This is a genomic window from Blautia sp. AF14-40 (assembly GCF_003479665.1).
Taxonomy (GTDB): domain Bacteria; phylum Bacillota; class Clostridia; order Lachnospirales; family Lachnospiraceae; genus Fusicatenibacter; species Fusicatenibacter saccharivorans.
Map to the genome: position 1 here is coordinate 45,267 of NZ_QUHK01000002.1, position 25,108 is coordinate 70,374.

The following is a 25,108-nucleotide window of genomic DNA, read 5'->3' on the forward strand; positions in this document are numbered from 1 at the left end:
GCCACTTTGTAAAGAAGAAAATGGTTCTGAAAAGCCCATTTCTGGAGAAAAATGATTTGAAAGGAAGAGGAAGAACAGGACAGAGGAAGGAAGAAAAAGATGAATTATAAAATGATCCTGCAGTACGATGGCACGCGCTATAACGGCTGGCAGAAGCAGGGAAATACGGACAACACGATTCAGGGCAAGCTCGAAACGCTGCTGTCCAGGATCGCAGGAGAGCCGGTGGAGATCCACGGCGCGGGCAGAACCGATGCCGGCGTCCATGCGGCGGGACAGGTCGCAAATGCAAAGTTTCATACGGATCTATCCGATGAAGAACTTCTGCAGACAATCAACCATTATCTGCCGGAAGACATCGAAGTTACCAGCCTCGCGCGGATGCCGGAGCGCTTCCACAGCCGTCTGAATGCGGTGGACAAAACATACGAATACCGTATCGTGATCGATGGCAGAAAGCATGTTTTCGAGCGGAAATACGTGTATTTTCCGGAAGCACCGCTCGATGTGGAAAAAATGAAAGAAGCATCGAAAGCGTTTATCGGAACGTATGATTTCAGGAGCTTCTGTGCCAACAAACGTATGAAAAAATCGACAGTACGGACGATTACCGGAATTGATTTCTGCGAGAAAGACGGGATTCTTATCATTTCCTATACCGGAACCGGTTTTCTGTACCACATGGTGCGGATCCTGACCGGAACACTTGTGGAGGCCGGGATGGGAAAACGGGATATCGCATCAATGACGGAGCTTCTCAAAGCAAAAGACCGCGAAAGTGCGGGTTTTCTTGCACCGGCATGCGGACTCCTGTTAAAAGAAGTCCGATATGAATAACCGAAATAATCAGGGCAATGCACCAGCCTTTTTTGCATAAAAAACCGAAAAAAGGCTGTGAATTGATAAATGCAGCATAGAAAAGAGAAAGGATGAGGTGAAAAGCATGTTTCAGAAGAAAAGAAATACTTTTCATGGCGGCGTTCACCCGTACGAGGGAAAAGAGCTCTCCAAGGACAAACCGATTGTCAAAGCGCAGCCGGGCAACTTATTGTATTACGCAGTGTCACAGCACATCGGAGCGCCTGCTGTGCCGATCGTACAAAAAGGCGACCATGTAAAAGCGGGACAGAAAATCGCAGAAGCGGGAGGATTTGTTTCGGCTCCTGTTTACGCATCGGTTTCCGGCACGGTAAAAGGAATTGAGAAAAAAATTTCCGCAGCCGGTTCCCAGGTAGACTGTATCGTTGTGGAGAACGACGGGCTGTATGAAAAAGAAGCATTTGAGGAGTGCCCTCATTGGGAAAAACTCGACGCAGATACGATCCGGAACAAGATCAAAGAGGCCGGAATCGTGGGAATGGGAGGTGCAGGCTTCCCGACACACGTCAAAGTATCCCCGAAAGATCCGTCAGCGATTGACCACATTCTCGTCAATGGAGCAGAGTGTGAGCCGTATCTGACGAGCGACTACCGCAGAATGCTCGAAGAGCCGGAAAAGGTGATCGGAGGCTTAAAAATCATGCTGCATATGTTCCCGAAAGCAAAGGGAATCATCTGCATTGAGGACAACAAACCGGACTGTATCGCGAAATTTTGCGAGCTGGTGCTTCCGGGGGACAATATTGAGGTTCTAGAACTTAAAACGAAATACCCGCAGGGTGCCGAGCGTATGCTGATCTATGCAGCAACGGGGCGAAAGGTAAATTCTTCCATGCTGCCGGCGGACGCGGGCTGTATCGTGGATAACATTGATACCGTGACCGCTATTTACCAGGCAGTCCGCTTCGGCGAACCGCTGATGAGCCGTATCGTTACCGTGACGGGAGATGCTGTACAGAATCCGTGCAACTTTGAAGTACCGGTCGGCATGCTCTTGTCCGAACTTTTAGAGCAGGCAGGTGGTCTGAAAAACGAGGCATCCAAGATCATCTGCGGCGGTCCGATGATGGGAAAAGCCCTGTTTACAATGGAGGTTCCTGTTACCAAGACAACATCTGCACTGACCTGCCTTACGGAGGATGAAGTATCTGCGCTGGCACCATCTGCCTGCATCAACTGCGGACGCTGTGTTTCCGTCTGTCCGGGTCAGATTCTTCCGGCCCGCCTTTCTGTTTTTGCGGAGCACGGTGAGGAAGAGAAGTTCCTGAAATATGGCGGAATGGAGTGCTGTGAATGTGGCTGTTGTTCCTTTATCTGCCCGGCAAGACGTCCGCTGACGCAGGAAATCAGCTCAATGCGTAAAGTGCTTCTGGCAAAGAGAAAGAAGAAATAGGGGGATCTTACATATGAAGGGATTATTACACGTATCATCTTCCCCACACGCGCGGTCCAAGGTGACGACAGACAAAATCATGTTTGCCGTCCTGCTTGCCCTTGCCCCGGCAGCCTGCGTGGGAGTCTGGAATTTCGGCCTTAGGGCGCTGCTTTTGATTGCGATTTCGATGGCAGTCTGTCCCCTGACGGAATATCTGTATGAAAAAGGAATGAAGAAACCGGTGACGATTGCCGACGGCAGTGCACTGGTAACCGGCCTTCTGCTGGCCATGAACATGCCGGTGCAGGCGCCTCTTTGGATGCCGGTGATCGGCGGTGTGTTTGCAATTCTCGTCGTAAAACAGCTTTTCGGCGGTCTTGGCCAGAACATCATGAACCCGGCGCTTGCAGGAAGATGTTTCCTTTTGATTTCCTTCCCGGGTCATATGACAAACTTCGCTGCCCCGGCAGCCGCACACCTCGTGGATACCGTATCCGGTGCGACACCGCTTGCCGCAGCAAAAGCAGGAGAGCAGGTGAATCTGCTGTCCATGTTCCTTGGAAACACGACAGGAACCATCGGCGAGACTTCCGCGCTTGCCCTTCTGATCGGCGGAATTTTCCTTGTCTGCATCCATGTGATTGACCTCAACATTCCGCTCATTTACATCGGAACCGAGCTTTTATTCGCCCTGCTTTTCGGCGGCCACGGCTTTGACATCAATTTCCTTGGCGCGCATCTTTTGGGCGGCGGTCTGATGCTCGGCGCATGGTTCATGGCAACCGATTACGTTACCCGCCCGATCACAAAGAAGGGACAGTATATCTATGCGGTCATTTTAGGACTTCTGACCGGTGTATTCCGTATCTTTGGAAATTCGGCAGAGGGCGTTTCCTATGCCATCATCTTTACCAACCTTCTGGTTCCGCTCATTGAGCGTGTGACCGTGCCGGTTGGATTCGGAAGAGGAGGCAAGAAAAAAGCATGAACAAAATTATAAAAAACGCACTGATTCTTGCGGCGATCACGCTGATTGCCGGACTGCTTCTCGGTGCGGCCCACCAGGTAACCTTAGAGCCGATCCAGAAACAGCAGGAAAAAGAAAAACAGGAATCCTGCCAGAACGTATTCCCGGAGGCAGTTTCCTTTGAAGAAGTAACAATGAGCGATGCGGAACAGGCAGAGCTTACGGCAGCACTGATCGGCCACGGTTTTGAAGCACAGACGATTGACGAACTGCTGCTTGCAAAAGACGCATCCGGCGCGACGATCGGCCTGGTTGAGATCATCTCCACAACCGAAGGCTATGGCGGCGGCATGCAGTTCTCGATGGGAATTGCATCGGACGGAACGACAAAGGGAATCTCTTTCCTGTCACTTTCCGAGACGGCCGGCCTTGGTATGCGTGCCGACACAGACGATTTCAAGAATCAGTTCAAGGATAAAAACGTAGAAGCATTCTCCTACACAAAATCCGGCGCATCCGCGGATGATGAAATCGATGCGCTGAGCGGAGCAACTCTGACAACGAACGCTGTAACAAACGGTGTCAATGCAGGAATCTGCTGTTTTAACTACTGCAACGAATCCGGTCTGCTTTCCGGAGAGGGAGGGAACTCATGAGAAAAGATACGCCGCTGGAACGGCTTTATAATGGTATCATAAAAGAAAACCCGACCTTCGTCATGATGCTGGGTATGTGTCCGACGCTTGCGGTTACCACTTCTGCAAAGAACGGTATCGGCATGGGCCTTGCGACGATGGTCATCCTGACCGCCTCCAACCTGATGATTTCCCTGCTTCGGAAAATCATCCCGGACGGCGTGCGTATGCCAGCATACATCGTTGTTGTGGCATCGTTTGTAACCATCGTGGAATTTTTGATGGAAGGTTTTATTCCGGCACTCTATTCCGCCCTTGGCATCTACATCCCGCTGATCGTTGTAAACTGTATCATCCTGGGACGCGCCGAGGCATATGCTGGAAAACATGGTCCGATCCCGTCTTTATTTGATGGTATCGGCATGGGCCTTGGATTTACCGTCGGCCTGACCCTGATCGGTATGTTTCGTGAGCTGATCGGAGCTGGAACCCTGTTCGGTATCCAGGTAATGCCGAGTGCTTACGAGCCGGTCAACATCTTCATCATGGCGCCGGGTGCATTCCTTGTGCTGGCAATGCTCGTTGCGGTGCAGAACCGCATCAAACGCCAGAAGTCAGAGAAAACCGGAAAACCGGCAGTCCCGGCAGAAGAGACCGGCTGTATGGCATGCGCCAATAAGGCATACTGCCAGGCTGTGAAAGGAAAGGAGGAAGCGAAATGAAAGAACTGATTTTAATTGCGATCGGTGCGGCGCTGGTGAACAACGTTGTCTTAAGCCAGTTCCTCGGCATCTGTGCTTTCCTCGGTGTTTCCAAAAAGATGGATACGGCGGCCGGCATGGGCGGAGCGGTTATTTTTGTCCTCACGATTTCTTCATTTGTGACAAGTCTGATTTACAAATTTATCCTGGTACCGGCAGAACTTGATTATCTGAAAACGATCGTTTTCATTCTTGTCATCGCGGCGCTGGTACAGCTCGTTGAGATGTTCCTGAAAAAGACGATTCCGTCTCTGTACCGAGCGCTCGGCGTTTACCTTCCGCTGATTACAACAAACTGCGCGGTACTCGGTGTGGCACTCATCAACGTACAGAAGGATTACACGATTCTGCAGGGTACGGTTTACGGTCTGGCAACCGCAATCGGCTTTACAATTGCCATGGTGCTGATGGCCGGCCTGCGGGAAAAGATGGAGTACAACGATATCCCGGAGTCATTCAAAGGAATGCCGATTGTTCTTCTTACGGCTATGCTGATGTCAATGGCATTTATGGGATTTTCCGGAATGATCTAGGAGGAATGAAGAGATGAATGGTATTTTAGCAGCCACCCTGATGGTGGGTGGAACCGGCCTTTTGATTGGTATTCTCCTTGGAATTGCCGGAAAGAAGTTTTATGTGGAAGTGGACGAGCGCGAGACGAAGGTCCGTGAAGCGCTGCCGGGCAACAACTGCGGCGGCTGCGGTTACCCGGGCTGTGACGGAGCGGCGGCTGCAGTGGTAAAGGGTGAAGCCCCGATTTCGGTCTGTCCGGTCGGCGGAGCGCCGGTTGCGGCAGCGATCGGTGCCATTATGGGACAGGAAGCCGGAGCACAGGAGCGCAGAAAAGCAGTGGTACGGTGCGCCGGTACGTGTGACGTGGCAAAGAACAAGTATGAATACACGGGTGCAAGGGACTGCTCCTACGCCGGTTTTGTACCGGGCGGCGGTCCGAAGAGCTGCGGAAACGGATGTCTTGGTTTTGGAAACTGCGTGAAGGCATGTAAGTTTGATGCGATCCATATTGAAAACGGCATTGCCGTTGTGGACGGCGAAGCGTGCAAGGCATGCGGTGCCTGCGTGAAGGCCTGTCCGAGAAATCTGATCGACCTGATTCCGTATGAGCAGAAGATCACGGTGAAATGCCGCTCAACCGAGAAGGGCAAGGCGGTGATGGCAGCGTGTGAGATCGGCTGTATCGGATGTAAGAAGTGCGAGAAGAACTGCCCGTCGGATGCAATTCACGTTGTGGACCAGCGCGCGGAGATCGACCCGGCAAAATGTACAGGCTGCGGCCTCTGCGCGGAGAACTGCCCGCGGAAGTGTATTATGGTAGAAAAATAAAAATGAGAAATTCCATGCTGTGGGAGGGAACTTCTGCGGCGTGGAATTTTTGCTTTTCGGTGATATCGTGTTAGCCAATGCCGGGGGTGGCTGGCTTGACTTGAATTTGGGAAAATGATAAACTGAAAGTCAGAAAACGAGGGGCAAAAAGCTAAAAAAATATAAAATGGCAGAAAGGACGGGGCAAAAGTATGACAATGACAATGGATGAACTGATGAAAGTGCTCGATATGCAGGAGGATATTCTGCAGTTTACGCATTTTACAAATGCAGACGCATGGGAACTGGGAACGATGATCCTGATGGAGGCAAGACGGCGCGGAGCACAGGTTGGCATCGTGATCCGCAGAAGCAACGGGGAAGTTGTATTCCAGTATTGTGATAACGGCATTACGCCGCACAATGTGGAGCTGATGAGACGGAAGAGCAATTCGGTGCTTCTGACGGAGCGGAGTTCGCTGCAGCTCTACATGGCAGCGACGAATGCGCCGGAGAGCGTAAAACAGATGGTACTGGACCCGAAGGAATACGCAATGCTGGGCGGAGGTTTTCCGATCTGCGTGGAAGAAGTCGGCGTTGTGGCAACCGTAGCAGTGTCCGGCATGGGACAGGTTTCGGATCATGATGTGATTGTGAAATGCATCAGCAAATATTTGCATATCGATGAAGTACCGAGAATCAGAACTGTATGAAAATGATGATTGAAACTAAATTTTGTGTATGATACAATGTCACCGGCAAAAAGACATGACAGTTCCATCAGGGACAACAAAACCCCCGTGAGCGGCAACTCACGGGGGTTGGTTTATGTCAGCAGGTTTTGCATATCTTCCGGCAGTGGTGCGTGGAAGTTTAAGGGTTCTCCGGTGATCGGATGGACGAAGGAGAGCGATGCAGAGTGAAGTGCCTGGCGGGGGAAAGTGCCGGGAGTTTTGTTGTAGAGGGTATCGCCGAGCAGCGGATGGCCGATGTAAGCCATGTGGACGCGGATCTGGTGGGTGCGGCCGGTTTCGAGATTGAGTTCGAGGTGGGAGAAAACGGAGCAGTGCGCGAGGGTGCGGTAATGGGTTACGGAGCGCTCGCCGGAGGCAAAGTCGACGGTGCGCTGGATGAGGGAGCCGTTGAGGCGGGCGATCGGGGCGTCGATGGTGCCGGATGCAGCGGTTTCGCCGAGGGCGAAGGCCTGATACGTGCGGTGGATTTCGCGGGAGCGCATGGCCTGGGAGAGAACGGCGGCGCTTAAGGCGTGCTTGGCGAGCACGATAAGGCCGGTGGTGTCGCGGTCGAGGCGGTTGATACAGCGGTAGACGAAGGGTTCACCTTTCTGTTCAAAATACCATGCAATGCCGTTTGCCAGCGTATTTTCATAATTTCCAATCGACGGATGAATCGGCGTATCAGCGGGTTTATCCACAACGAGGATGTCGTCATCCTCATACACAACCGAAAACGGAACCGGCCGCGGCAGAATTCCGTCGGAGGGTTCTGTTTCGACAAGGTGCGTTTCGATCACATCCCCGGCGTGCACGGCCTGGCTCGTCCAGGCGCGGACGCCGTTTCGGAAAATGCCGTCCTCTGTGCGTTTTAAGCCCGTAATAATATGGCGCGAATATCCATGCCGGCGGAGAAACCATTCCACAGTCAGATTTTCCCGTTCCTCCTCCGGCGAAACCACATATGTAAACCTGTGTCCCATACACAAAACCTCCGTTTCTATAGCTTTTTTTATCGAATGAATCCTGTCATTTCGGGGCAAAATTTCAAAAAGAGACTTTCCCAGTCTTTCGCAAGTATAGCCGAAAACAGATGGAAAAGCAAGAAACTTACCTTTCTATAGCGAAAATATAAAAAAGTATAAAAGTTTCATGAAATGTCAGAATTTGATTGATTTTAGCGAAAGAAAAGTTTATGCTACTAAAAAAGAAAGAAAATCAAGAAACAGGAGGGGATACAGATGAAGCAGGTGCAGAAACCGAAAAAACCCATGATTTTTTATTATGTGATTGCGCTGATCGTCATTCTGCTGTTAAATCTTCTGCTTTTCCCGAGACTTCTCGAGCCCAAAGTAACAGAAGTTGATTACGGAAAATTTTTGCAGATGGTAGATAACAACGAAATCAGCGAAGTCCAGATCCAGTCAAATGAGATTATTTTCAGCGACAAATCAAGCCCAGCGAATTATTATAAGACGGGTGTGATGAATGATTACAAGCTGGTAGACCGTTTATATGAGGCAGGTATTACCGAATTTGGAACGCCGATCATAGAGCAGATGTCGCCGCTCATGGAATTTCTTTTAACATGGGTAATACCGATCGTTGTGATGGTTGCGCTCGGACAGTGGCTGATGAAACGCATGACGAGTAAGATGATGGGCGGCATGGGAAATGCGATGAGCTTTGGAAAGAGCAACGCCAAGGTTTATGTACAGTCCGAAACCGGCATTAAATTTGCAGATGTTGCCGGAGAGGATGAGGCAAAAGAAATTTTACAGGAGATTGTTGATTTCCTGCATAATCCAAAAAAATATGAAGAAATTGGTGCAAAAATGCCGAAAGGAGCACTGCTTGTCGGCCCTCCAGGAACCGGTAAAACGCTGCTTGCAAAGGCAGTAGCCGGAGAGGCAAATGTTCCGTTCTTCTCCATTTCCGGCTCCGAGTTCGTCGAGATGTTCGTCGGCATGGGAGCTGCAAAGGTGCGTGACCTGTTCCAGCAGGCAAACGAGAAAGCACCGTGTATCGTCTTTATCGATGAGATCGATACCGTCGGCAAAAAACGTGACGGCGGCGGATTCTCCGGAAACGACGAGCGTGAGCAGACCCTGAACCAGCTGCTTGCCGAGATGGATGGATTCGATGGAAAGAAAGGCGTTGTCATTCTGGCAGCGACGAACCGTCCGGATTCCCTGGACCCGGCACTTCTTCGTCCGGGCCGTTTCGACCGCCGTGTGCCGGTTGAACTGCCTGACTTAAAAGGCCGTGAGGAAATCCTGAAAGTCCATGCGAAAAACATCCGCGTGGGCGACAATGTCGATTACAATGCGATCGCACGTATGGCATCCGGTGCTTCTGGTGCAGAACTTGCCAATATGATTAACGAGGCAGCACTCCGTGCCGTCCGTGATGGAAGAAAATTTGTCACCCAGGCGGATCTGGAGGAGAGCGTTGAGGTTGTCATCGCCGGATACCAGAAGAAGAATAAGATCATGACCGACAAAGAGAAACTGATCGTTTCCTACCACGAGGTCGGCCATGCACTCGTCGCAGCACTGCAGAGCCATTCCGCTCCGGTTACGAAGATCACCATTATCCCGCGTACGTCCGGCGCCCTCGGCTATACGATGCAGGTGGATGAAGATGAGCACAACCTGATGAGCCGCGAAGAGCTGGAAAACAAGATTGCAACGCTGACCGGCGGCCGTGTGGCAGAGGATCTGGTGTTCCATTCCATCACGACAGGTGCTTCGAACGATATCGAGCAGGCAACGAAGGTGGCAAGATCCATGATCACCCGCTTCGGTATGAACGAGGAATTTGGTATGGTTGCATTTGAGACGGTAACGAACCAGTACCTCGGCGGCGACACTTCCCTGGCATGCTCCGAATCGACAGCAGCACAGATTGATGAGAAGGTTGTTGCAGCAGTCAGAAAACAGTACGACAAAGCAGAGCAGCTCTTAAAAGATAACATGCCGAAACTCCACGAGCTGGCAAAATATCTGTATGAGAAAGAGACGATCACAGGTGATGAGTTTATGGAAATCCTGAATTTATCCCCGGATCAGCTTACGACAACGAGAATGGAAACAAACTAAAAAGCGATAAAAGCAGATGAGAATCCCGCGTTACTGTTCACCCAGCAGTGAAACACTTGCTGTTTCACTGCGTAAGAAAGTGATTCAGGTGTGAGCAGCCCTCCTTTTGCGAAGCAAAACTTTCAATGAGGGCTGCGAATGTTACAGTTCGCAGGGAACCTGTGAACTGTAACGAATCCCGCGTTTCAAGGCGACTTCAGCCTTGCGCGGGATTCTTTCTTGTGCTATAATGCTGTAATGCGAAATTATGACACAAAAAGACAGATTTTTTTAGGATAGATCAAGAGAACATAAGGAGAAACGCAATGAAGAAAAAACAGGCATGGAAAGTGATGGGTGCTGTCCTTGCGGGCACACTGGTATTTTCCGATGCAATTCCGCTCCGTGCCAGCGCATCGGCAGGAACGGAAAAAAGCGCAGTACAGAACGAAACTGTCTCCGGAACGGAGAACGGTACAGAGACAAAGACAAAACGGGCAGCCGTTTATGTGAATCTGAAAACCGGCGATGATACGGCAGACGGTACAACGGCAGAGACAGCAGTAAAAACCGTGGAAAAAGCACAGGAGCTTCTTGCAGCTGCAGCGGCAGAACTGCAGGCGGACGGGAAAACAACCGAAAAAAACACTACTGCAGATACCAGCAAAACGGCAGCGGAGGAAGCAGCAGAAAAATATCTGGTATTCGTCGGAATGGATGAAAAAGAGCTGGAAACGTATCGAAAGAAACAGCAGAAAACAGACTTCTGGGGAAGAGTAACAGATACCGTTTTTGCGGCAGATGAAATCGTGGTGACAGAAGCCGGATATGAGGCTGTTCTGGCAGCAGAAAAAGCAAAAGAAACGGTTTCGGAAACACCAACGCTTGCGCCAGGCGAGTCTCCGGCACCGGATGCGGCAGAAGATACCGTAACACCAACTCCGGGTCCGACGGAAACGCCGGATGCAGAGCCGACCGCAGAACCAACGGTGACCCCGGACGCAGAGCCAACGGTAGAACCGACGGAAACGCCGGACGCAGAGCCGACCGTAACGCCGGCGGAGGAACCAACGGCAACTCCGACACCGGATGCGGACAACGGAGAAAATACAGGGGATACACCAACGGCAGCTCCGACACCGGATGCGGAACCGACCGTAACGCCGGAAGTAACTCCGACGACAGCACCGGGCGAGAATACCGATGACAGTGAAAATCCGGATAATCCGGAAACTCCGGCAGAAGATCCAACCGTGACACCTGCCCCGGATGATACAGCAAAAGACGATCCTGCAGCAGATGACACAAACCAGGACGATACAAACCAGGATAACCAGAACGGAACGGGAAAGGATGCATCATCGGACCAGTGGAAACAGGATGAAAATCTGGGTGACCTTGTAAAAGATGAAATTCAGAAAGAAAACGAAACCGTAAAAAATTTCGATGAAATTTCCAATCCATCCGGTACGGACAGCACAGAAGACGGCTATCTGATCTCCGATGTCTCTCTTTTAATCCAGCCGATGGCAGTAAGTCTGTCCGGAAGCGTTGTATCAGAGGAGCAGACGGAAACAGCAGAAGCTGAGACGGCGGACGAAGACGAGCATGAACTGCTTGCAGCTGCAGAGCAGAAATCCAACCTGAGTGCCGGTGAAATGACAGCAAGTGCAGCCGATGACGTAAGTACGCTGCGTGCCGCAGGAACGATCCTTGTAGGACCGGACAACTACGGAACGAATAAGACATCCACTCCGACTCCGACAGCCACACCGTCGAAGAGCAGCAGTAACAACAGCTCTTCCAATTCCAATACCGGAAGCACAAAGATTCCGCAGAAGAAGACACAGACCACTGCAAGCATCCGCAGCATCCCGGTCAACACCGGCGATGAGACGCTGGTGCTTCCGCTGGCGATCAGCTCCGCACTTTCTGCAGCCGTTATGTTCTGCATGGCATTCCTTCAGATGCAGGCGAAACGCGCAAAGAGCATGGCCGCATGGCTGGAATTCAAAAAGAATCATCCGTTTGACGAAGAATAAAGAAACAGGCATATCCGAAAAAGCCATTCCATACATTTACAGTATGGGAGGGCTTTTTCTTATGGAAGAAAAGAAAACATGGGCGGTGGGTGCGGGCAGCGGGATCGGCTGGCTGAAGGCTCTTCTCGTTTCCTATCTGATCTCGGTGCTTCTTCTTTTGCTGCTGTCTTTCCTGCTCTGGAAATTTTCCTGGAAGGAAAGCTGGGTGCAGGCGGGCATTGTGGTGATCTATCTGGCATCAAGCTTTTCCGGCGGAAGAATGGCAGGAAACATGGCGGGAAAACGGCGGTTTCTCTGGGGCATCTGCTTTGGAATCGTGTATTTTGCCATTCTGATCATCGTCTCCGCAGTCTTCCTGCCGGGCGGATTTGCCGGAGCCGGAAGACTTCTGTGGGCGGCAGCAGTCTGTGCCGTCGGCGGAATGGCAGGCGGAATGACGGCACACGGCAGATAAAAGCGGACAAAACAGAACATTTTTTCAAAAAACAGACTTTTAAATTTGAAAAACCTATGCTATAATGGGAAGAGCTAATGGCCGAAGACTATAAAAAAGTCGCGCGTCAACTACAATGAAGGAGGAATGTGCCATGAAACACATCAAAACTTTAAATACAAAAAGCTTACAGAACACTGTAAAAAAAGGTGGATGCGGTGAGTGCCAGACATCCTGCCAGTCCGCATGTAAGACTTCTTGCACCGTAGGCAACCAGAGCTGCGAGCATAAGTAAAAGTAATCCATAAGGACGAGTAAAAGGTGTTCCCAGAACCGGTTTCGCCGGATTTGGGAACATTCTTTTTGCCAGGCATATTAAAAAAAGAGAGAGTTATAGAAAGGAATACCACAGTGATACATTTATATAAAAGCAATGGCTTCAACATGGTGCTGGACGTCAACAGCGGCTCCGTCCATGTTGTGGATGACTGCGTATACGATGTGCTTTCCTGCATGAACGAAGGAAAAAATGCAGAAGAGACAGCAGAGGCGCTTAGCAGTAAATACGCCGAGCAGGACATCACCGAAGCCAGAGAAGAAATTCAGGAACTTGCAGACAACGGCATGCTCTTTACCAAAGATATCTACGAAAACGCAATCGATCAGTTTTCCAACCGTCCGACCGTCGTAAAAGCACTCTGCCTCCATATCGCACACGACTGCAATCTTGCCTGTCGTTACTGCTTCGCAGAAGAGGGCGAGTACCACGGAAGACGTGCACTGATGTCCCTGGAAGTCGGCAAAAAAGCGCTTGATTTCCTGATCGCAAACTCCGGCAGCAGAAGAAACCTCGAGGTAGATTTCTTCGGCGGTGAACCGCTGATGAACTGGGATGTTGTAAAACAGCTCGTAGCCTACGGAAGAGAACAGGAGAAGTTACATAACAAGAACTTCCGTTTCACCCTGACCACCAACGGTGTTCTCTTAAACGACGAGGTCATGGAGTTCTGCAATAAGGAGATGGGCAACGTCGTATTAAGTATCGACGGAAGAAAAGAAGTTCACGATCACATGCGTCCGTTCCGCAAAGGTGCCGGAAGCTACGATCTGATCGTGCCGAAATTCCAGAAATTCGCTGAACTCCGTCATCAGGACAAATACTATGTGCGCGGAACCTTCACGCATTACAACACAGACTTTGCTGCCGACGTCCTCCATCTGGCAGACCTCGGCTTCAAACAGATCTCGGTTGAGCCTGTTGTAGCACCTCCGACCGAGGATTACGCGATCCGCGAGGAAGACCTTCCGGTGATTTTCGAACAGTACGACATTCTGGCAAGAGAGATGATCAAGAGAGAAAAAGAAGGAAGAGGCTTCAATTTCTTCCATTTCATGATCGATCTGACCGGCGGACCATGTGTTTATAAACGTCTTTCCGGCTGCGGTTCCGGAACCGAGTACCTTGCGGTAACACCGTGGGGCGATTTCTATCCGTGCCACCAGTTCGTAGGACAGGAAGATTTCTGCCTTGGAAATGTTTACGAAGGCGTGAAAAAGACAGAAACGGTCAACGAATTCAAGAAATGCAACGTTTATTCCAAGAAGGAGTGCAGCCGGTGCTTTGCACGGTTCTACTGCAGCGGCGGATGCGCGGCAAACTCCTACAATTTCACAGGTAAGATCAACGATGTTTACGAGATCGGATGCAAGATGCAGCAGAAACGGATCGAGTGTGCATTGATGATAAAGGCAGCTCTGGCCGAAGATTAAAGAAAAGAGGAAAATCGCGACATGATGAAGAAGAAACAGAGTATCATCGCACTCGTCCTGGCAGCCATTGTAACAGTGCTTCTTGGATGGACGATGATCAAAGGATGGGGTCCTACCGGAACCGGTTCGATGAAGAACATCAACCTGGGTCTGGATCTGTCCGGCGGTGTCAGCATTACCTATCAGGCCGTAAAGGACAACCCGACAGACGAAGAAATGTCAGATACCCGCTACAAGCTGGAACAGCGTGCGCAGCAGTACAGCGAAGAGGCACAGGTATATCTGCAGGGCGACAACCGTATCACCATTGAAATCCCGGGTGCAACCGATGCAACCACCATTCTGGAAGAGATGGGTAAACCGGGAAGCCTGTATTTCATCAAACAGACCAACGATGACGGAACAGAAAACTACACCTACGACAGCTCGACCGGCGAGTACGTTCTGAACGGAAAAACTATCGAAGAGCTCGAGGAGGACGGCTCCGTCGTTCTGACTGGTAAAGATGTGGAGAGCGCAGAAGCCATGCATCAGCAGAACTCCACCACAAAAGCAACCGAGAGCGTCGTTCAGCTGAAAATGACCGACGAAGGAAAACAGAAATTTGCAGACGCAACCCAGGAAGCCTACAGCGCAGGAAAGAGCATCGGTATCTACTATGATGAGAAATTCGTCAGTGTACCGAGTGTAAACGCTGTGATTTCCGATGGTACTGCAGTCATCTCCGGCGGAAACATGGACTGGGATGAAGCAACCAGCCTGGCATCCACCCTCCGTATCGGTTCCCTTTCCCTGAAACTTGAGGAGATCAACTCCAGCGTCGTTGGAGCACAGCTTGGATCTGCAGCTGTTTCCACCAGCGTGAAAGCAGGAGCGATCGGCATTATCCTGATCATCATCTTCCTTGCAGTTGTATACCGCCTGCCTGGTATTGCAGCCGGATGGGCACTGCTCATTTACGTTGAGCTGAACCTGATTTCTTTAAATGCATTTGACCTGACCCTGACTCTGCCTGGTATCGCTGGTGTTATCCTGTCGATCGGTATGGCAGTCGATGCGAACGTTATCATCTACGCCCGTATCGAGGAGGAGATCGGTGCCGGAAAGACGGTTCATGCAGCAATCCGCGACGGATTCAAGAAGGCAGCTTCCGCCATCCTGGACGGAAACGTAACGACTCTGATTGCAGCAGCCGTTCTGTATGCACTCGCAAGCGGAAGTGTCCGCGGATTCGCCATGACACTTGCTCTTGGTATTGTTCTTTCCATGTTCAGCGCCATGGTTGTTTCCAGACTGCTGGTCAACAGCCTGTACGGTATGGGACTGAAGGATGCGAAATACTACGGAACCAAGAAAGAGCGCAAGGGATTTCCATTTGTGGAAAAGAGAAAGATCTTCTTCACGATCTCCTGCATTCTGCTGCTTGCCGTTCCGGCCAGCATGATTTTCATGCATCAGACAAAGGGAAGCGCACTGAACTTCGGCCTTGACTTCAAGGGCGGTACTTCCATCAACGTTCCGTTCAACGAGGATTACTCCATCGAAGAGCTGGACAAAGAGGTAGAGCCGGTTGTGGAAGGCGTGACAAAAGATTCCAATATTCAGATGACAAAGGTTGTCGGAGGCAACAATGTCATCATCAAAACACGTTCTCTGACTCTGGAAGAGCGTGAGCAGGTTTACCAGGCAATGGCAGACAATTTCGGTGTCGATACTTCTGAAATCACTTTCGACAACATTTCTTCTACTGTAAGTAAAGAGATGAGCCAGAATGCAATGAAAGCAGTTATCATCGCTGTAGTCTGCATGCTGCTGTACATCTGGATCCGTTTCCGCGACATCCGTTTTGCATCGAGTGCCATCCTTGCACTGATGCACGATATCGCCATTGTATTCGGATTCTATGTGGTATCCCGTATTTCGGTCGGCAGCACCTTTATCGCGTGTATGCTGACGATCCTCGGCTATTCCATCAACAGTACGATCGTCATCTTCGACCGTATCCGTGAGAATCTGCCGGAGTTAAAGAGAGAGCCGATCGAGTCTCTGGTTGACCGCTGCATCACGGACACCCTGACCCGAAGCATTTACAGTTCCCTCACCACCTTTATCACCATCTTTGTTCTGTTCGTGATGGGAGTTTCTTCCATCCGCGACTTTGCAGCACCTCTGATGGTTGGTATCGTATGCGGAGCTTACACTTCTGTCTGCATCACAGGTGCCCTGTGGTATGTGATGAAGCACGTTGGAAAAAACAAATATGTGCCGTCCAAAGCAGTACAGAATAAGACAAAAAATAAATAAAAGCAGCAAAAACCATAAAAAGAGAAACGCCGGACCGGAAAAGTCCGGCGTTTCCTGCTAACAGGAAAGAGGAGAATATATGAAGAAAGAACGCTGGGTAGTTTCGGCAAAACGCGCCGATTTCCAGGCAATTGCGGACCGGTTCGGCATCGATCCCGTCATTGCCCGCCTGATCCGGAACCGGGATGTGACCGGGGAGAAAGAGATCGAAGAGTATCTCTTCGGTGATCTGGAGCAGCTCCACGATCCGCTGCTGATGAAGGATATGGAGCGCGCGGCAGATCTGATCGCAGAAAAAATCCGGGAGAAAAAGCCGATCCGCATCATCGGGGACTACGACATCGACGGTGTTACGGCAACGTATATTCTGCTGACCGGCTTAAAAGATCTCGGTGCCGATGTGGATGTGCGTATCCCGGACCGGATTGCAGACGGATACGGCTTAAATGAGCATCTTGTGCAGTTTGCCGCGGATGAGGGGCGGGACACGATCGTCACCTGTGACAACGGCATCGCGGCGAGCAGTCAGATCCGTCTGGCAAAAGAGCTCGGCATGACGGTTGTTGTGACGGACCACCACGAGGTTCCGTTTGAGGAGGATGAAAACGGAGAACGCCGCTACATCCTGCCGCCGGCGGACGCGGTTGTCAATCCGAAACAGAAAGACTGTTCCTATCCGTTTCCGGGCCTCTGCGGTGCGGCCGTCGCATGGAAACTGATCCAGACGATGGAGGCAAAAGCAGGTATTCCAAAGGAGCACAGCTTCCGCTTTCTGGAATTTGTCGCCATTGCGACGATCGGTGATGTGATGGATCTGCAGGGAGAAAACCGGATTTTTGTAAAAGCCGGCCTTCGGGCGCTCCATAAAACGCAGAACCTCGGCCTGCAGGAGCTGATCCGTGTGCAGGGCATCGAGGCGGAAAACGTGACACCGTATCACATCGGCTTCGTTCTCGGCCCGTGCATCAACGCATCGGGACGGCTTGACACGGCGGAGCATTCGTTAAAACTGCTCTGCGCAAAGACACGTGAGGAGGCCGCAAAGCTTGCCGGGGACTTGAAAGACCTGAATGAAAGCCGCAAAGAGCTGACGCGCCAGGGTGAGGCGAAAGCAATCGAGCTCGTGGAAACCTCCCCGCTGCAGAACGACAAAGTCCTCGTCGTCTATCTGCCGGACTGCCACGAGAGCCTTGCCGGAATCATCGCAGGTCGCCTGCGGGAGCACTTCCACAAACCATCCTTCGTACTCACCAGAAGTGAGGAGGGCGTCAAGGGCTCCGGCCGCTCGATCGAAGCGTATTCGATGTATGAGGAGCTCTGCAAATGCAAAGAACTGATGACGAAATTCGGCGGCCACCCGATGGCTGCGGGCCTTTCCCTCGCAGGAGAGGAGATGATCGAACCGTTCCGCCGGGCACTGAACGATAAGTCCACGCTGACGGAAGAGGATTTCGTCGAAAAAGTCGTGATCGATGTGCCGATGCCGATCACCTACATCACCAAAAATCTGATCCGCCAGTTAAGTCTCTTGGAGCCGTTCGGAAAAGGCAACACGAAACCGCTGTTCGCACAGAAAGGACTGACTGTATTAAATTACCGCATTTTTGGAAAGAATAGAAACGTGGTGAAAGTACAGCTTGCCGATGCGGGCGGATACCAGATGGATGGTGTCTATTTCGGCGAGGGAGAAGCGTTCGCCGCATACGTGGATGCACATCCGGCCCTCTCGGTAGCGTACTATCCGTCGATCGATACGTGGAACGGACGCGACAAATTACAGATCAATATCCAGAGTTATTTTTAAAGATGCAGAAAAGCCGCAAATACCTGATTTTTCTGCCCTGTTTTCTATCGGAAACGAAATTGACGCAGAAGAATATTGATGCTATACTGTAAGGTGAATTGTCAAACCTTGACGAAACGGAGGAATATTTTATGAAAAAAGTAGAGGATTACGTAAGAAGTATTCCGGATTTCCCGGAACCGGGTATTATTTTCAGAGATGTAACGAGTATCCTGCAGGACGCAGACGGACTGCAGCTTGCCATAGATGAGATGCAGCATTTTGTAGAAGAAGTAGACTGTGATGTAATCTGCGGAACCGAGTCCCGCGGCTTCATTTTCGGTATGCCGATTGCTTACAATCTGCACAAACCGTTCGTGCCGATCCGTAAAAAAGGAAAACTTCCTCTGGAGACCGTCGAGGAGAGCTATGACCTGGAGTACGGCAGCGCAACGATCGAGATGCACAAAGACTCCATCAAACCGGGCCAGAAGGTAGTCATCATCGACGACCTGATTGCAACCGGCGGTACCGTGGAAGCCTGTGCAAAAATGATCGAGCGCCTCGGCGGCGAAGTAACCAGAATCGTGTTCCTGATGGAGCTTGCCGGCTTAAAAGGACGCGAAAAACTGGCAAAATATGATGTAAAATCTGTCATCCGTTACGATGGCAAATAACGTATCCAACGAAACGCAGGGGTTAATCATGAGAGCGGAGGATACATATGGAAGAAGAGAAAAGAATCAGTGAAGAAGAATTAAAGAAGGATGTGGCGGCGGCAGAAGCCAGAATCCGCAAGACGGACGATTTTACAAGTCCGGAGGAATTATACGGGGAATTGATCGCTTCTGTGAAAAAATATCATCCATCGGACGATATTTCCCTGATCGAAAAAGCATACCGCGTGGCAGCGGATGCACATAAGGACCAGAAAAGAAAGAGCGGGGAACCGTACATCATCCATCCGCTCTGTGTGGCAATTATCCTGGCAGATCTGGAGCTCGACAAGGAGTCGATCGCGGCAGGCCTTCTGCACGACGTTGTCGAAGATACCGTCATGACCGAAGAAGAGCTGACCGAGGAGTTCGGCCCGGAGGTGTCCCTGATTGTAAGCGGTGTCACGAAGCTGGCACAGCTGAAATATTCTGCGGATAAGGTCGAGGAGCAGGCAGAAAACCTGAGAAAGATGTTCCTTGCGATGGCAAAGGATATCCGCGTTATTCTGGTAAAACTGGCGGACCGTCTGCACAACATGCGGACCGCACAGTACTGGTCGCCGGAGACGCAGAAGAAAAAAGCGCGTGAGACGATGGATATCTATGCCCCGATCGCACAGCGCCTCGGTATTTCCAAGATCAAGGTCGAACTCGATGACCTTTCTCTGAAATATCTGGAGCCGGATGCGTACTATGAACTGGTGCAGAAGGTCAGCATGAAGCGGGAGCAGCGGCAGGAGTTTGTCGATGCGATCGTAAAAGAGGTGACCCGTCATATCCACCAGGCCGGCATTGAGGCAGATGTCAACGGACGAATCAAGCACTTTTTCAGCATCTACAAAAAGATGGTCAACCAGCACAAGACGCTGGATCAGATCTATGACCTCTTTGCGGTCCGCATCATCGTGGAATCCGTCAAAGACTGCTATGCAGCGCTCGGTGTCATCCATGAAATGTACACGCCGATCCCGGGCCGTTTCAAAGATTACATTGCGATGCCGAAGCCAAACCGTTACCAGTCCCTGCATACAACCCTGATCGGACCGAACGGACAGCCGTTTGAGATTCAGATCCGTACTTATGAGATGCACCGGATTGCAGAATACGGTATCGCTGCACACTGGAAATACAAAGAGGCCTCCGACGGCAAGAAACCGGGACCGGAGCAGGAAGAGGAAAAACTGACCTGGCTGCGCCAGATTCTGGAGTGGCAGCAGGACATGGCGGACAACCATGAGTTCATGAACCTCTTAAAGAGCGATCTCGACCTGTTTGCTGACAATGTTTACTGTTTCAGCCCGGCGGGCGATGTCAAAACGCTTCCGGTCGGCTCCTGTGCCATCGACTTTGCTTACTCCGTCCATAGTGCGGTCGGCAACAAGATGGTCGGAGCGAGGGTCAACGGAAAACTCGTGCCGATCGAGACGGAACTTCACAACGGAGACCGCGTCGAGATCATCACCTCGCAGAACTCCAAGGGACCGAGCCGCGACTGGCTGAAAATTGCGAAGAGTTCCCAGGCAAAGAGCCGCATCAACCAGTGGTTCCGCCAGCAGAACAAGACGGACAACATCGTCAAAGGCAAGGAAATGCTCACCAACTATGCAAAGCTGAAGGGCAAAAATCTTGGAATCTATACGAAACCGATGTACGAAGAGGCTGTCATGAGAAAGTACGGCTTCCGCGACTGGGATTCCGTTCTTGCGGCCATCGGCCACGGCGGCTTAAAAGAGGGCCAGGTCCTCAACAAGCTGATTGAGACGTACGAAAAGCAGCATAAAAAAGAGATCACCGACGAGCAGGTGCTCGAGGCGGCATCCGGAGAGAAAGTTCTGCCGGTTGGAAAGAGCAAGGGCGGCATCGTCGTGCGCGGTATCCACGATGTGGCAGTTCGCTTCTCCAAATGCTGCAATCCGATCCCGGGCGATGAGATCGTGGGCTTTGTCACAAGAGGACGCGGCGTGACCATTCACCGCACCGACTGTGTCAATGTCCTGAATCTGCCGGAATCTGAGCGGGCGCGCCTCATTGATGCTGAATGGCAGGCAGAGGACAACGGCGGCTCTCTCTATACCGTGGAGATCAGCGTTTACGCAAACAACCGTACCGGTCTTCTGGTGGATATCTCCAAGATCTTTACCGAGCGGAAGATCGACCTTGCGGCGATGAACGTGAGAACGAGCAAGCAGGGAACGGCTTCCATCGATGTGACGTTCGACGTGCACAACAACGAAGAGCTGAACAGCATCATCGAGAAGGTGCGCCAGGTGGAGAGCGTGATCGATATTCAGAGATCGAGAGGATAAAAAGGAGAAAAGCGTATGATAAAGGTAAATTACCGGGCACTTGGAATGCTCTCGACAAACTGCTACGTTGTGGAAAATCCGGACAGCCAGAAGGTGCTGATCGTGGACCCGGGCGATTCGCCGCTGGAGATTGAACGCCAGATCGATGAGATCGACGGCGACCCGGAGGCCATTCTGCTGACCCATGGCCATTTCGACCATATGCTGGCAGCGGATGCGCTGCGGAAAAAATACCATATCCCGGTCTATGTCCATGAAAAAGAGCAGCACCTGCTGGGGGATCCAAAGGAAAATCTTTCCGGGCTCTGGAGCAAACCGTACACAATGCAGGCGGACAAAACCGTAAAAGAGGGCGATGTGCTTCATCTCGCAGATTTTGAAATCCACGTTCTTGCGACACCGGGGCACACGGCAGGCGGTGTCTGCTACTATATTCCGGCAGAGAAAGCACTTTTTTCCGGTGATACGCTGTTCTGCGAGTCCTACGGAAGATACGACTTCCCGACATCCTCCGGCAGAGAGCTGATCGCGTCGGTCAAGCGCCTGTTAAAAGAGCTTCCCGGGGATGTGACCGTGTATCCGGGCCACAACGATGAAACTACGATTGAACATGAAAAGAGGTACAATCCCCTTGCTTAATATCAGCCTTTGTTTTAATAGAAAAGATTTTGAATACGATGTGTATTCCCTGATCAAGGCATTCTATCCGGGCTGTGAGATTACCTCATGGTACGAAGAGGATGGGGCGCCGGACGGGGAATTTGCATATTATGATACGATCACATACGAGGCGGATCAGATCTGTTTTTCGATTGCAGACGAGAAACATGAGACGCTCGCTTCGCAGTGTGAGGCGGTGGAATATGAAAAAGACCGCCATGAAACGAAAAATGTCCTGAAACGGATGGTATACCGCACGCTTTCCGAAGTGAGCGGCAAAGAACTTCCATGGGGCGATCTCACCGGCATCCGTCCGACGAAAATTCCGATGAAGATGCTTGAAGAGGGTAAAAAAAATGTAGAGATTGCGAAATACATGCGCGAAACTTACTACACCAGCCCGGAAAAGACGGCACTTGCGATCACGATTGCCAACCGGGAAAAGGACATTTTAAAGACGATCGACTACGAACACGGTTACAGCCTGTACATCGGCATCCCGTTCTGTCCGAGCATCTGCCTGTACTGTTCCTTCGGCTCCCATGTGTTAAGCCGCTGGGAGCATATGGTAGATCCGTATCTCGATGCACTGATCAAAGAACTGATCTTTATCAGTGAGAACATGAAGGATTACACCCTTGATACGATCTACATCGGAGGCGGTACGCCGACCACACTGAATGCGGCACAGATGGAGCGCCTGCTCACGAAAGTGACAGAGCTCTTCCCGATGGAGCAGGTGCAGGAGTTCACCGTGGAGGCAGGACGGCCGGATACGATCAATGAGGAGGTCTTAAAAGCCATCCGCAAATTCCCGGTCACCCGTATTTCGATCAATCCACAGACCATGAACCAGGAAACGCTGGATCTGATCGGACGCCACCATACCGTGGAGGAGATCGAGGAGAAGTTCCGCATGGCGCGTTCCCTTGGATTTGACAACATCAACATGGATCTGATCGTCGGTCTGCCGGGTGAGGACAAGGAAAAAGTGGCGCATACGTTGGAAAAAGTGGAAGCGCTGAATCCGGATTCCCTGACCGTCCATTCCCTTGCGTTAAAGCGTGCAACGAGACTCAACCTGTTCAAAGACAAATATCAGGAGATCTCGTTTGAAAACTCTGCCGAGATCATGAAAATGACGATGGACAGCGCACACCGCATGGAGATGGGACCGTATTACATGTACCGCCAGAAAAATATGGCGGGTAACTTTGAGAATGTCGGCTACTCCCGCGAAGGAAAAGCAGGCATCTACAACATCCTCATTATGGAGGAAAAACAGTCCATTCTGGCCGCGGGAGCCGGAGCGTCCACGAAATTCGTGTTTGAACACGGAGAGCGCATTGAGCGGGTGGAGAACGTGAAGGATCTGAAAAACTACGTGGAGCGTATCGATGAAATGATCGAGAGAAAGCGTATCGGAATGGAGAAGTATCTGCCAAAATGAAAGAAAATTCCAGTCAGCAGCTTCACATGCTGCGCTATACCCTGACCGAGCAGCTCATCCATGGCATGGAAGTGAGCAATTTAGCTTACGATCTTGCGCGGGAACTGGGGTATGAGAAAGAAATCTGCTATGAGCTTGCAAAAGCGGGCGTTCTCCACGATATCGGAAAGATTGTACTGGAGAATTACGTAGAAGAACAGGATACGCTCGTCGTCGAGGAGATGCGCTTTGTGCGGACCCATTCCACACTGGGCTATGAACTCCTGCAGGGACGCGGCTACTCCGATTTTGTGCTGGAGAGTATTCTGTATCACCATGAAAATTATGACGGAACCGGGTATCCGGCCAATCTGGCGGGAGAAAAGATTCCGTTTGGGGCGCGTATCTTACGCATCTGTGATGTGTACTGCGCGCTGACCTCCGACCGCCCGTACCGGAGTGCGTTTCCGCGGGAACAGGCGATGGAGCTTATGACAGAAGAAGTCAAAAATTTCGATCTGAAAATGTTCCTGGCATTTCAGAGAGTGATCCACAGCGGCAGCCGGAAAGCAATCGAGCTTTCTGATGTTGATGAATTGATCCAGGAAATCATAAAGGAGAAAACAGAAAATGGCATTAAAGAAGAAACCGGTTACCGGAATGAAAGATATTTTACCGAAAGAAATGGCAATCCGTGACTACGTGATCCGTCTGATCAAGGAAACTTACGGAACCTTCGGCTTTACCTCCATGGAGACCCCATGCGTGGAGCACATCGAAAACCTGAACAGCAAACAGGGCGGCGAGAATGAGAAACTGATTTTCAAGATCTTAAAAAGAGGAGAGAAGCTGAAACTCGAGACCGCTGAGAAAGAAAACGATCTCGTAGACAGCGGCCTGCGTTATGACCTGACCGTTCCGCTCTGCCGTTACTATTCCAACAACGCAAACGAGCTTCCGTCCCCGTTCAAAGCACTTCAGATGGGAAATGTATGGCGTGCAGACCGTCCGCAGAGAGGAAGATACCGCCAGTTCATGCAGTGCGATATCGATATCCTCGGCGAGCCGACCAACCTCGCAGAGATTGAGCTGATCCTTGCTACCACCACACTGCTTGGAAAACTGGACTTCAAGAACTTTACGATCCGTATCAATGACCGCCGTATCTTAAAAGCAATGGCAGCCTACAGCGGATTCCCGGAGGAGTCCTATGACACCGTATTTATTATCCTCGATAAGATGGATAAAATCGGTTTTGAGGGCGTTGCCAAAGAGCTCGAGGAAGCCGGCTTTGCAAAAGAGTCCGTAGAGAAATACCTGAAAATGTTCGAGGAGATCACCCCGGATACCGCAGGCGTAGAGTACTGCCGTGAGAAACTCGAGGGATTCCTTGACAAAGAGTACGCAGACGGCCTGAAGACCATCATCGACAGTGTCAATGCCGTGAAGACCGCAGAATTCAAGATCGCTTTCGATCCGACTCTGGTGCGCGGAATGTCCTACTACACCGGACCGATCTTCGAGATCGCTATGGATGAGTACGGCGGATCTGTCGGAGGCGGCGGACGCTACGATGAAATGATCGGAAAATTCACCGGAAACCAGACCTGCGCATGCGGATTCTCCATCGGATTTGAGCGTATCGTTATGCTTCTGCTTGAGAGAGATTACCAGATCCCGGGCGCACAGAAGAAAAAAGCGTACCTGATCGAGAAAAACATGCCGGCAGAGGGAATGCAGAAGATCATTCAGCAGGCGACAAAAGAGAGAAGTGAAGGCACGGCCATCAACATTGCCGTGATGAAGAAGAACAAGAAATTCCAGAAAGAGCAGCTTGCCAGCGAGGGCTACACTGAGATCGAAGAATTTTTTGTTGACAAAATGTAAGGAATATCCAATAATAGTAATCGCATG

22 protein-coding genes are annotated in these 25,108 nt (G+C 51.0%); 21 read left to right on the plus strand and 1 reads right to left on the minus strand.

All coding sequences use genetic code 11. The annotated features are described in order from the left end of the window. Positions 1 to 99 precede the first annotated feature (99 nt). The 8 genes from truA (at position 100) to DWW13_RS02255 (ending at position 6,650) form a co-directional block, all read left to right on the plus strand. Complete coding sequence (gene truA, locus DWW13_RS02220; protein ID WP_117801773.1) at positions 100 to 837, plus strand: tRNA pseudouridine(38-40) synthase TruA; 738 nt, start codon at positions 100 to 102, stop codon at positions 835 to 837. A 106-nt stretch (positions 838 to 943) separates the two neighbouring features. Next, positions 944 to 2,272 (plus strand): electron transport complex subunit RsxC, encoded by a 1,329-nt coding sequence (gene rsxC, locus DWW13_RS02225; RefSeq protein ID WP_118719113.1) that lies wholly within the window; start codon positions 944 to 946, stop codon positions 2,270 to 2,272. A 13-nt stretch (positions 2,273 to 2,285) separates the two neighbouring features. Then, positions 2,286 to 3,242, plus strand: a complete 957-nt coding sequence (locus DWW13_RS02230; protein ID WP_118719115.1) for an RnfABCDGE type electron transport complex subunit D — start codon at positions 2,286 to 2,288, stop codon at positions 3,240 to 3,242. Continuing rightward, on the plus strand, positions 3,239 to 3,877 hold the full coding sequence (locus DWW13_RS02235; RefSeq protein WP_118719117.1) for an FMN-binding protein: 639 nt from the start codon (positions 3,239 to 3,241) through the stop codon (positions 3,875 to 3,877). The genes DWW13_RS02230 and DWW13_RS02235 overlap by 4 nt, the downstream gene beginning before the upstream one ends. Continuing rightward, positions 3,874 to 4,578 carry an electron transport complex subunit RsxE gene (rsxE, locus tag DWW13_RS02240; RefSeq protein ID WP_022461369.1) on the plus strand — a complete coding sequence of 235 codons (705 nt, stop codon included), beginning with the start codon at positions 3,874 to 3,876 and terminating at the stop codon, positions 4,576 to 4,578. Before DWW13_RS02235 ends, rsxE begins: the two co-directional genes overlap by 4 nt. Further along, complete coding sequence (gene rsxA / locus DWW13_RS02245) at positions 4,575 to 5,150, plus strand: electron transport complex subunit RsxA (RefSeq protein WP_118719119.1); 576 nt, start codon at positions 4,575 to 4,577, stop codon at positions 5,148 to 5,150. Before rsxE ends, rsxA begins: the two co-directional genes overlap by 4 nt. A gap of 13 nt (positions 5,151 to 5,163) precedes the next feature. Continuing rightward, positions 5,164 to 5,958 carry an RnfABCDGE type electron transport complex subunit B gene (locus DWW13_RS02250; protein ID WP_118640218.1) on the plus strand — a complete coding sequence of 265 codons (795 nt, stop codon included), beginning with the start codon at positions 5,164 to 5,166 and terminating at the stop codon, positions 5,956 to 5,958. A 191-nt stretch (positions 5,959 to 6,149) separates the two neighbouring features. After that, entirely contained in the window at positions 6,150 to 6,650 is a 501-nt protein-coding gene (locus tag DWW13_RS02255) for a heme-degrading domain-containing protein (protein ID WP_243025975.1), read from the plus strand. 113 nt (positions 6,651 to 6,763) lie between these two features. On the opposite strand, the gene DWW13_RS02260 is transcribed toward DWW13_RS02255, so the two are convergent. Beyond that, positions 6,764 to 7,654 carry an RluA family pseudouridine synthase gene (locus DWW13_RS02260; RefSeq protein WP_055219470.1) on the minus strand — a complete coding sequence of 297 codons (891 nt, stop codon included), beginning with the start codon at positions 7,652 to 7,654 and terminating at the stop codon, positions 6,764 to 6,766. A 258-nt stretch (positions 7,655 to 7,912) separates the two neighbouring features. On the opposite strand from DWW13_RS02260, the gene ftsH reads away from it, so the two are divergent. The 13 genes from ftsH (at position 7,913) to hisS (ending at position 25,081) form a co-directional block, all read left to right on the plus strand. Further along, positions 7,913 to 9,772: an ATP-dependent zinc metalloprotease FtsH gene (gene ftsH, locus DWW13_RS02265; RefSeq protein ID WP_118719121.1), complete on the plus strand. Its 1,860-nt coding sequence runs from the start codon at positions 7,913 to 7,915 to the stop codon at positions 9,770 to 9,772. Positions 9,773 to 10,077: 305 nt separating this feature from the next. Continuing rightward, entirely contained in the window at positions 10,078 to 11,793 is a 1,716-nt protein-coding gene (locus DWW13_RS18765) for a hypothetical protein (RefSeq protein WP_158579736.1), read from the plus strand. 61 nt (positions 11,794 to 11,854) lie between these two features. Next, a complete protein-coding gene (locus DWW13_RS18770) occupies positions 11,855 to 12,247 on the plus strand; it encodes a TIGR04086 family membrane protein (protein ID WP_022461130.1) in 393 nt (130 codons plus the stop codon). Between the two features lie 133 nt (positions 12,248 to 12,380). Continuing rightward, positions 12,381 to 12,521 (plus strand): six-cysteine ranthipeptide SCIFF, encoded by a 141-nt coding sequence (gene scfA, locus DWW13_RS02275; RefSeq protein WP_022461131.1) that lies wholly within the window; start codon positions 12,381 to 12,383, stop codon positions 12,519 to 12,521. A 116-nt stretch (positions 12,522 to 12,637) separates the two neighbouring features. Then, positions 12,638 to 13,996 carry a thioether cross-link-forming SCIFF peptide maturase gene (gene scfB / locus DWW13_RS02280; protein ID WP_118719123.1) on the plus strand — a complete coding sequence of 453 codons (1,359 nt, stop codon included), beginning with the start codon at positions 12,638 to 12,640 and terminating at the stop codon, positions 13,994 to 13,996. Between the two features lie 24 nt (positions 13,997 to 14,020). Further along, complete coding sequence (locus DWW13_RS02285; protein ID WP_055219577.1) at positions 14,021 to 16,300, plus strand: protein translocase subunit SecDF; 2,280 nt, start codon at positions 14,021 to 14,023, stop codon at positions 16,298 to 16,300. A 79-nt stretch (positions 16,301 to 16,379) separates the two neighbouring features. Next, positions 16,380 to 18,104 carry a single-stranded-DNA-specific exonuclease RecJ gene (recJ, locus tag DWW13_RS02290; RefSeq protein ID WP_118719125.1) on the plus strand — a complete coding sequence of 575 codons (1,725 nt, stop codon included), beginning with the start codon at positions 16,380 to 16,382 and terminating at the stop codon, positions 18,102 to 18,104. Positions 18,105 to 18,235: 131 nt separating this feature from the next. Further along, the gene (locus DWW13_RS02295) at positions 18,236 to 18,760 is read left to right on the plus strand and encodes an adenine phosphoribosyltransferase (protein WP_022461135.1); all 525 of its coding nucleotides are present in this window, start codon (positions 18,236 to 18,238) and stop codon (positions 18,758 to 18,760) included. A 47-nt stretch (positions 18,761 to 18,807) separates the two neighbouring features. Continuing rightward, a complete protein-coding gene (locus DWW13_RS02300) occupies positions 18,808 to 21,105 on the plus strand; it encodes a RelA/SpoT family protein (RefSeq protein WP_055265315.1) in 2,298 nt (765 codons plus the stop codon). Positions 21,106 to 21,120: 15 nt separating this feature from the next. Continuing rightward, on the plus strand, positions 21,121 to 21,744 hold the full coding sequence (locus DWW13_RS02305) for an MBL fold metallo-hydrolase (RefSeq protein ID WP_022461137.1): 624 nt from the start codon (positions 21,121 to 21,123) through the stop codon (positions 21,742 to 21,744). Then, the gene (gene hemZ, locus DWW13_RS02310) at positions 21,716 to 23,215 is read left to right on the plus strand and encodes a coproporphyrinogen dehydrogenase HemZ (protein WP_055265317.1); all 1,500 of its coding nucleotides are present in this window, start codon (positions 21,716 to 21,718) and stop codon (positions 23,213 to 23,215) included. The genes DWW13_RS02305 and hemZ overlap by 29 nt, the downstream gene beginning before the upstream one ends. After that, positions 23,212 to 23,892, plus strand: a complete 681-nt coding sequence (locus DWW13_RS02315; RefSeq protein ID WP_117760808.1) for an HD-GYP domain-containing protein — start codon at positions 23,212 to 23,214, stop codon at positions 23,890 to 23,892. Before hemZ ends, DWW13_RS02315 begins: the two co-directional genes overlap by 4 nt. Further along, complete coding sequence (gene hisS, locus DWW13_RS02320; RefSeq protein WP_055227609.1) at positions 23,825 to 25,081, plus strand: histidine--tRNA ligase; 1,257 nt, start codon at positions 23,825 to 23,827, stop codon at positions 25,079 to 25,081. The genes DWW13_RS02315 and hisS overlap by 68 nt, the downstream gene beginning before the upstream one ends. The last annotated feature ends 27 nt before the right edge of the window (positions 25,082 to 25,108 follow it).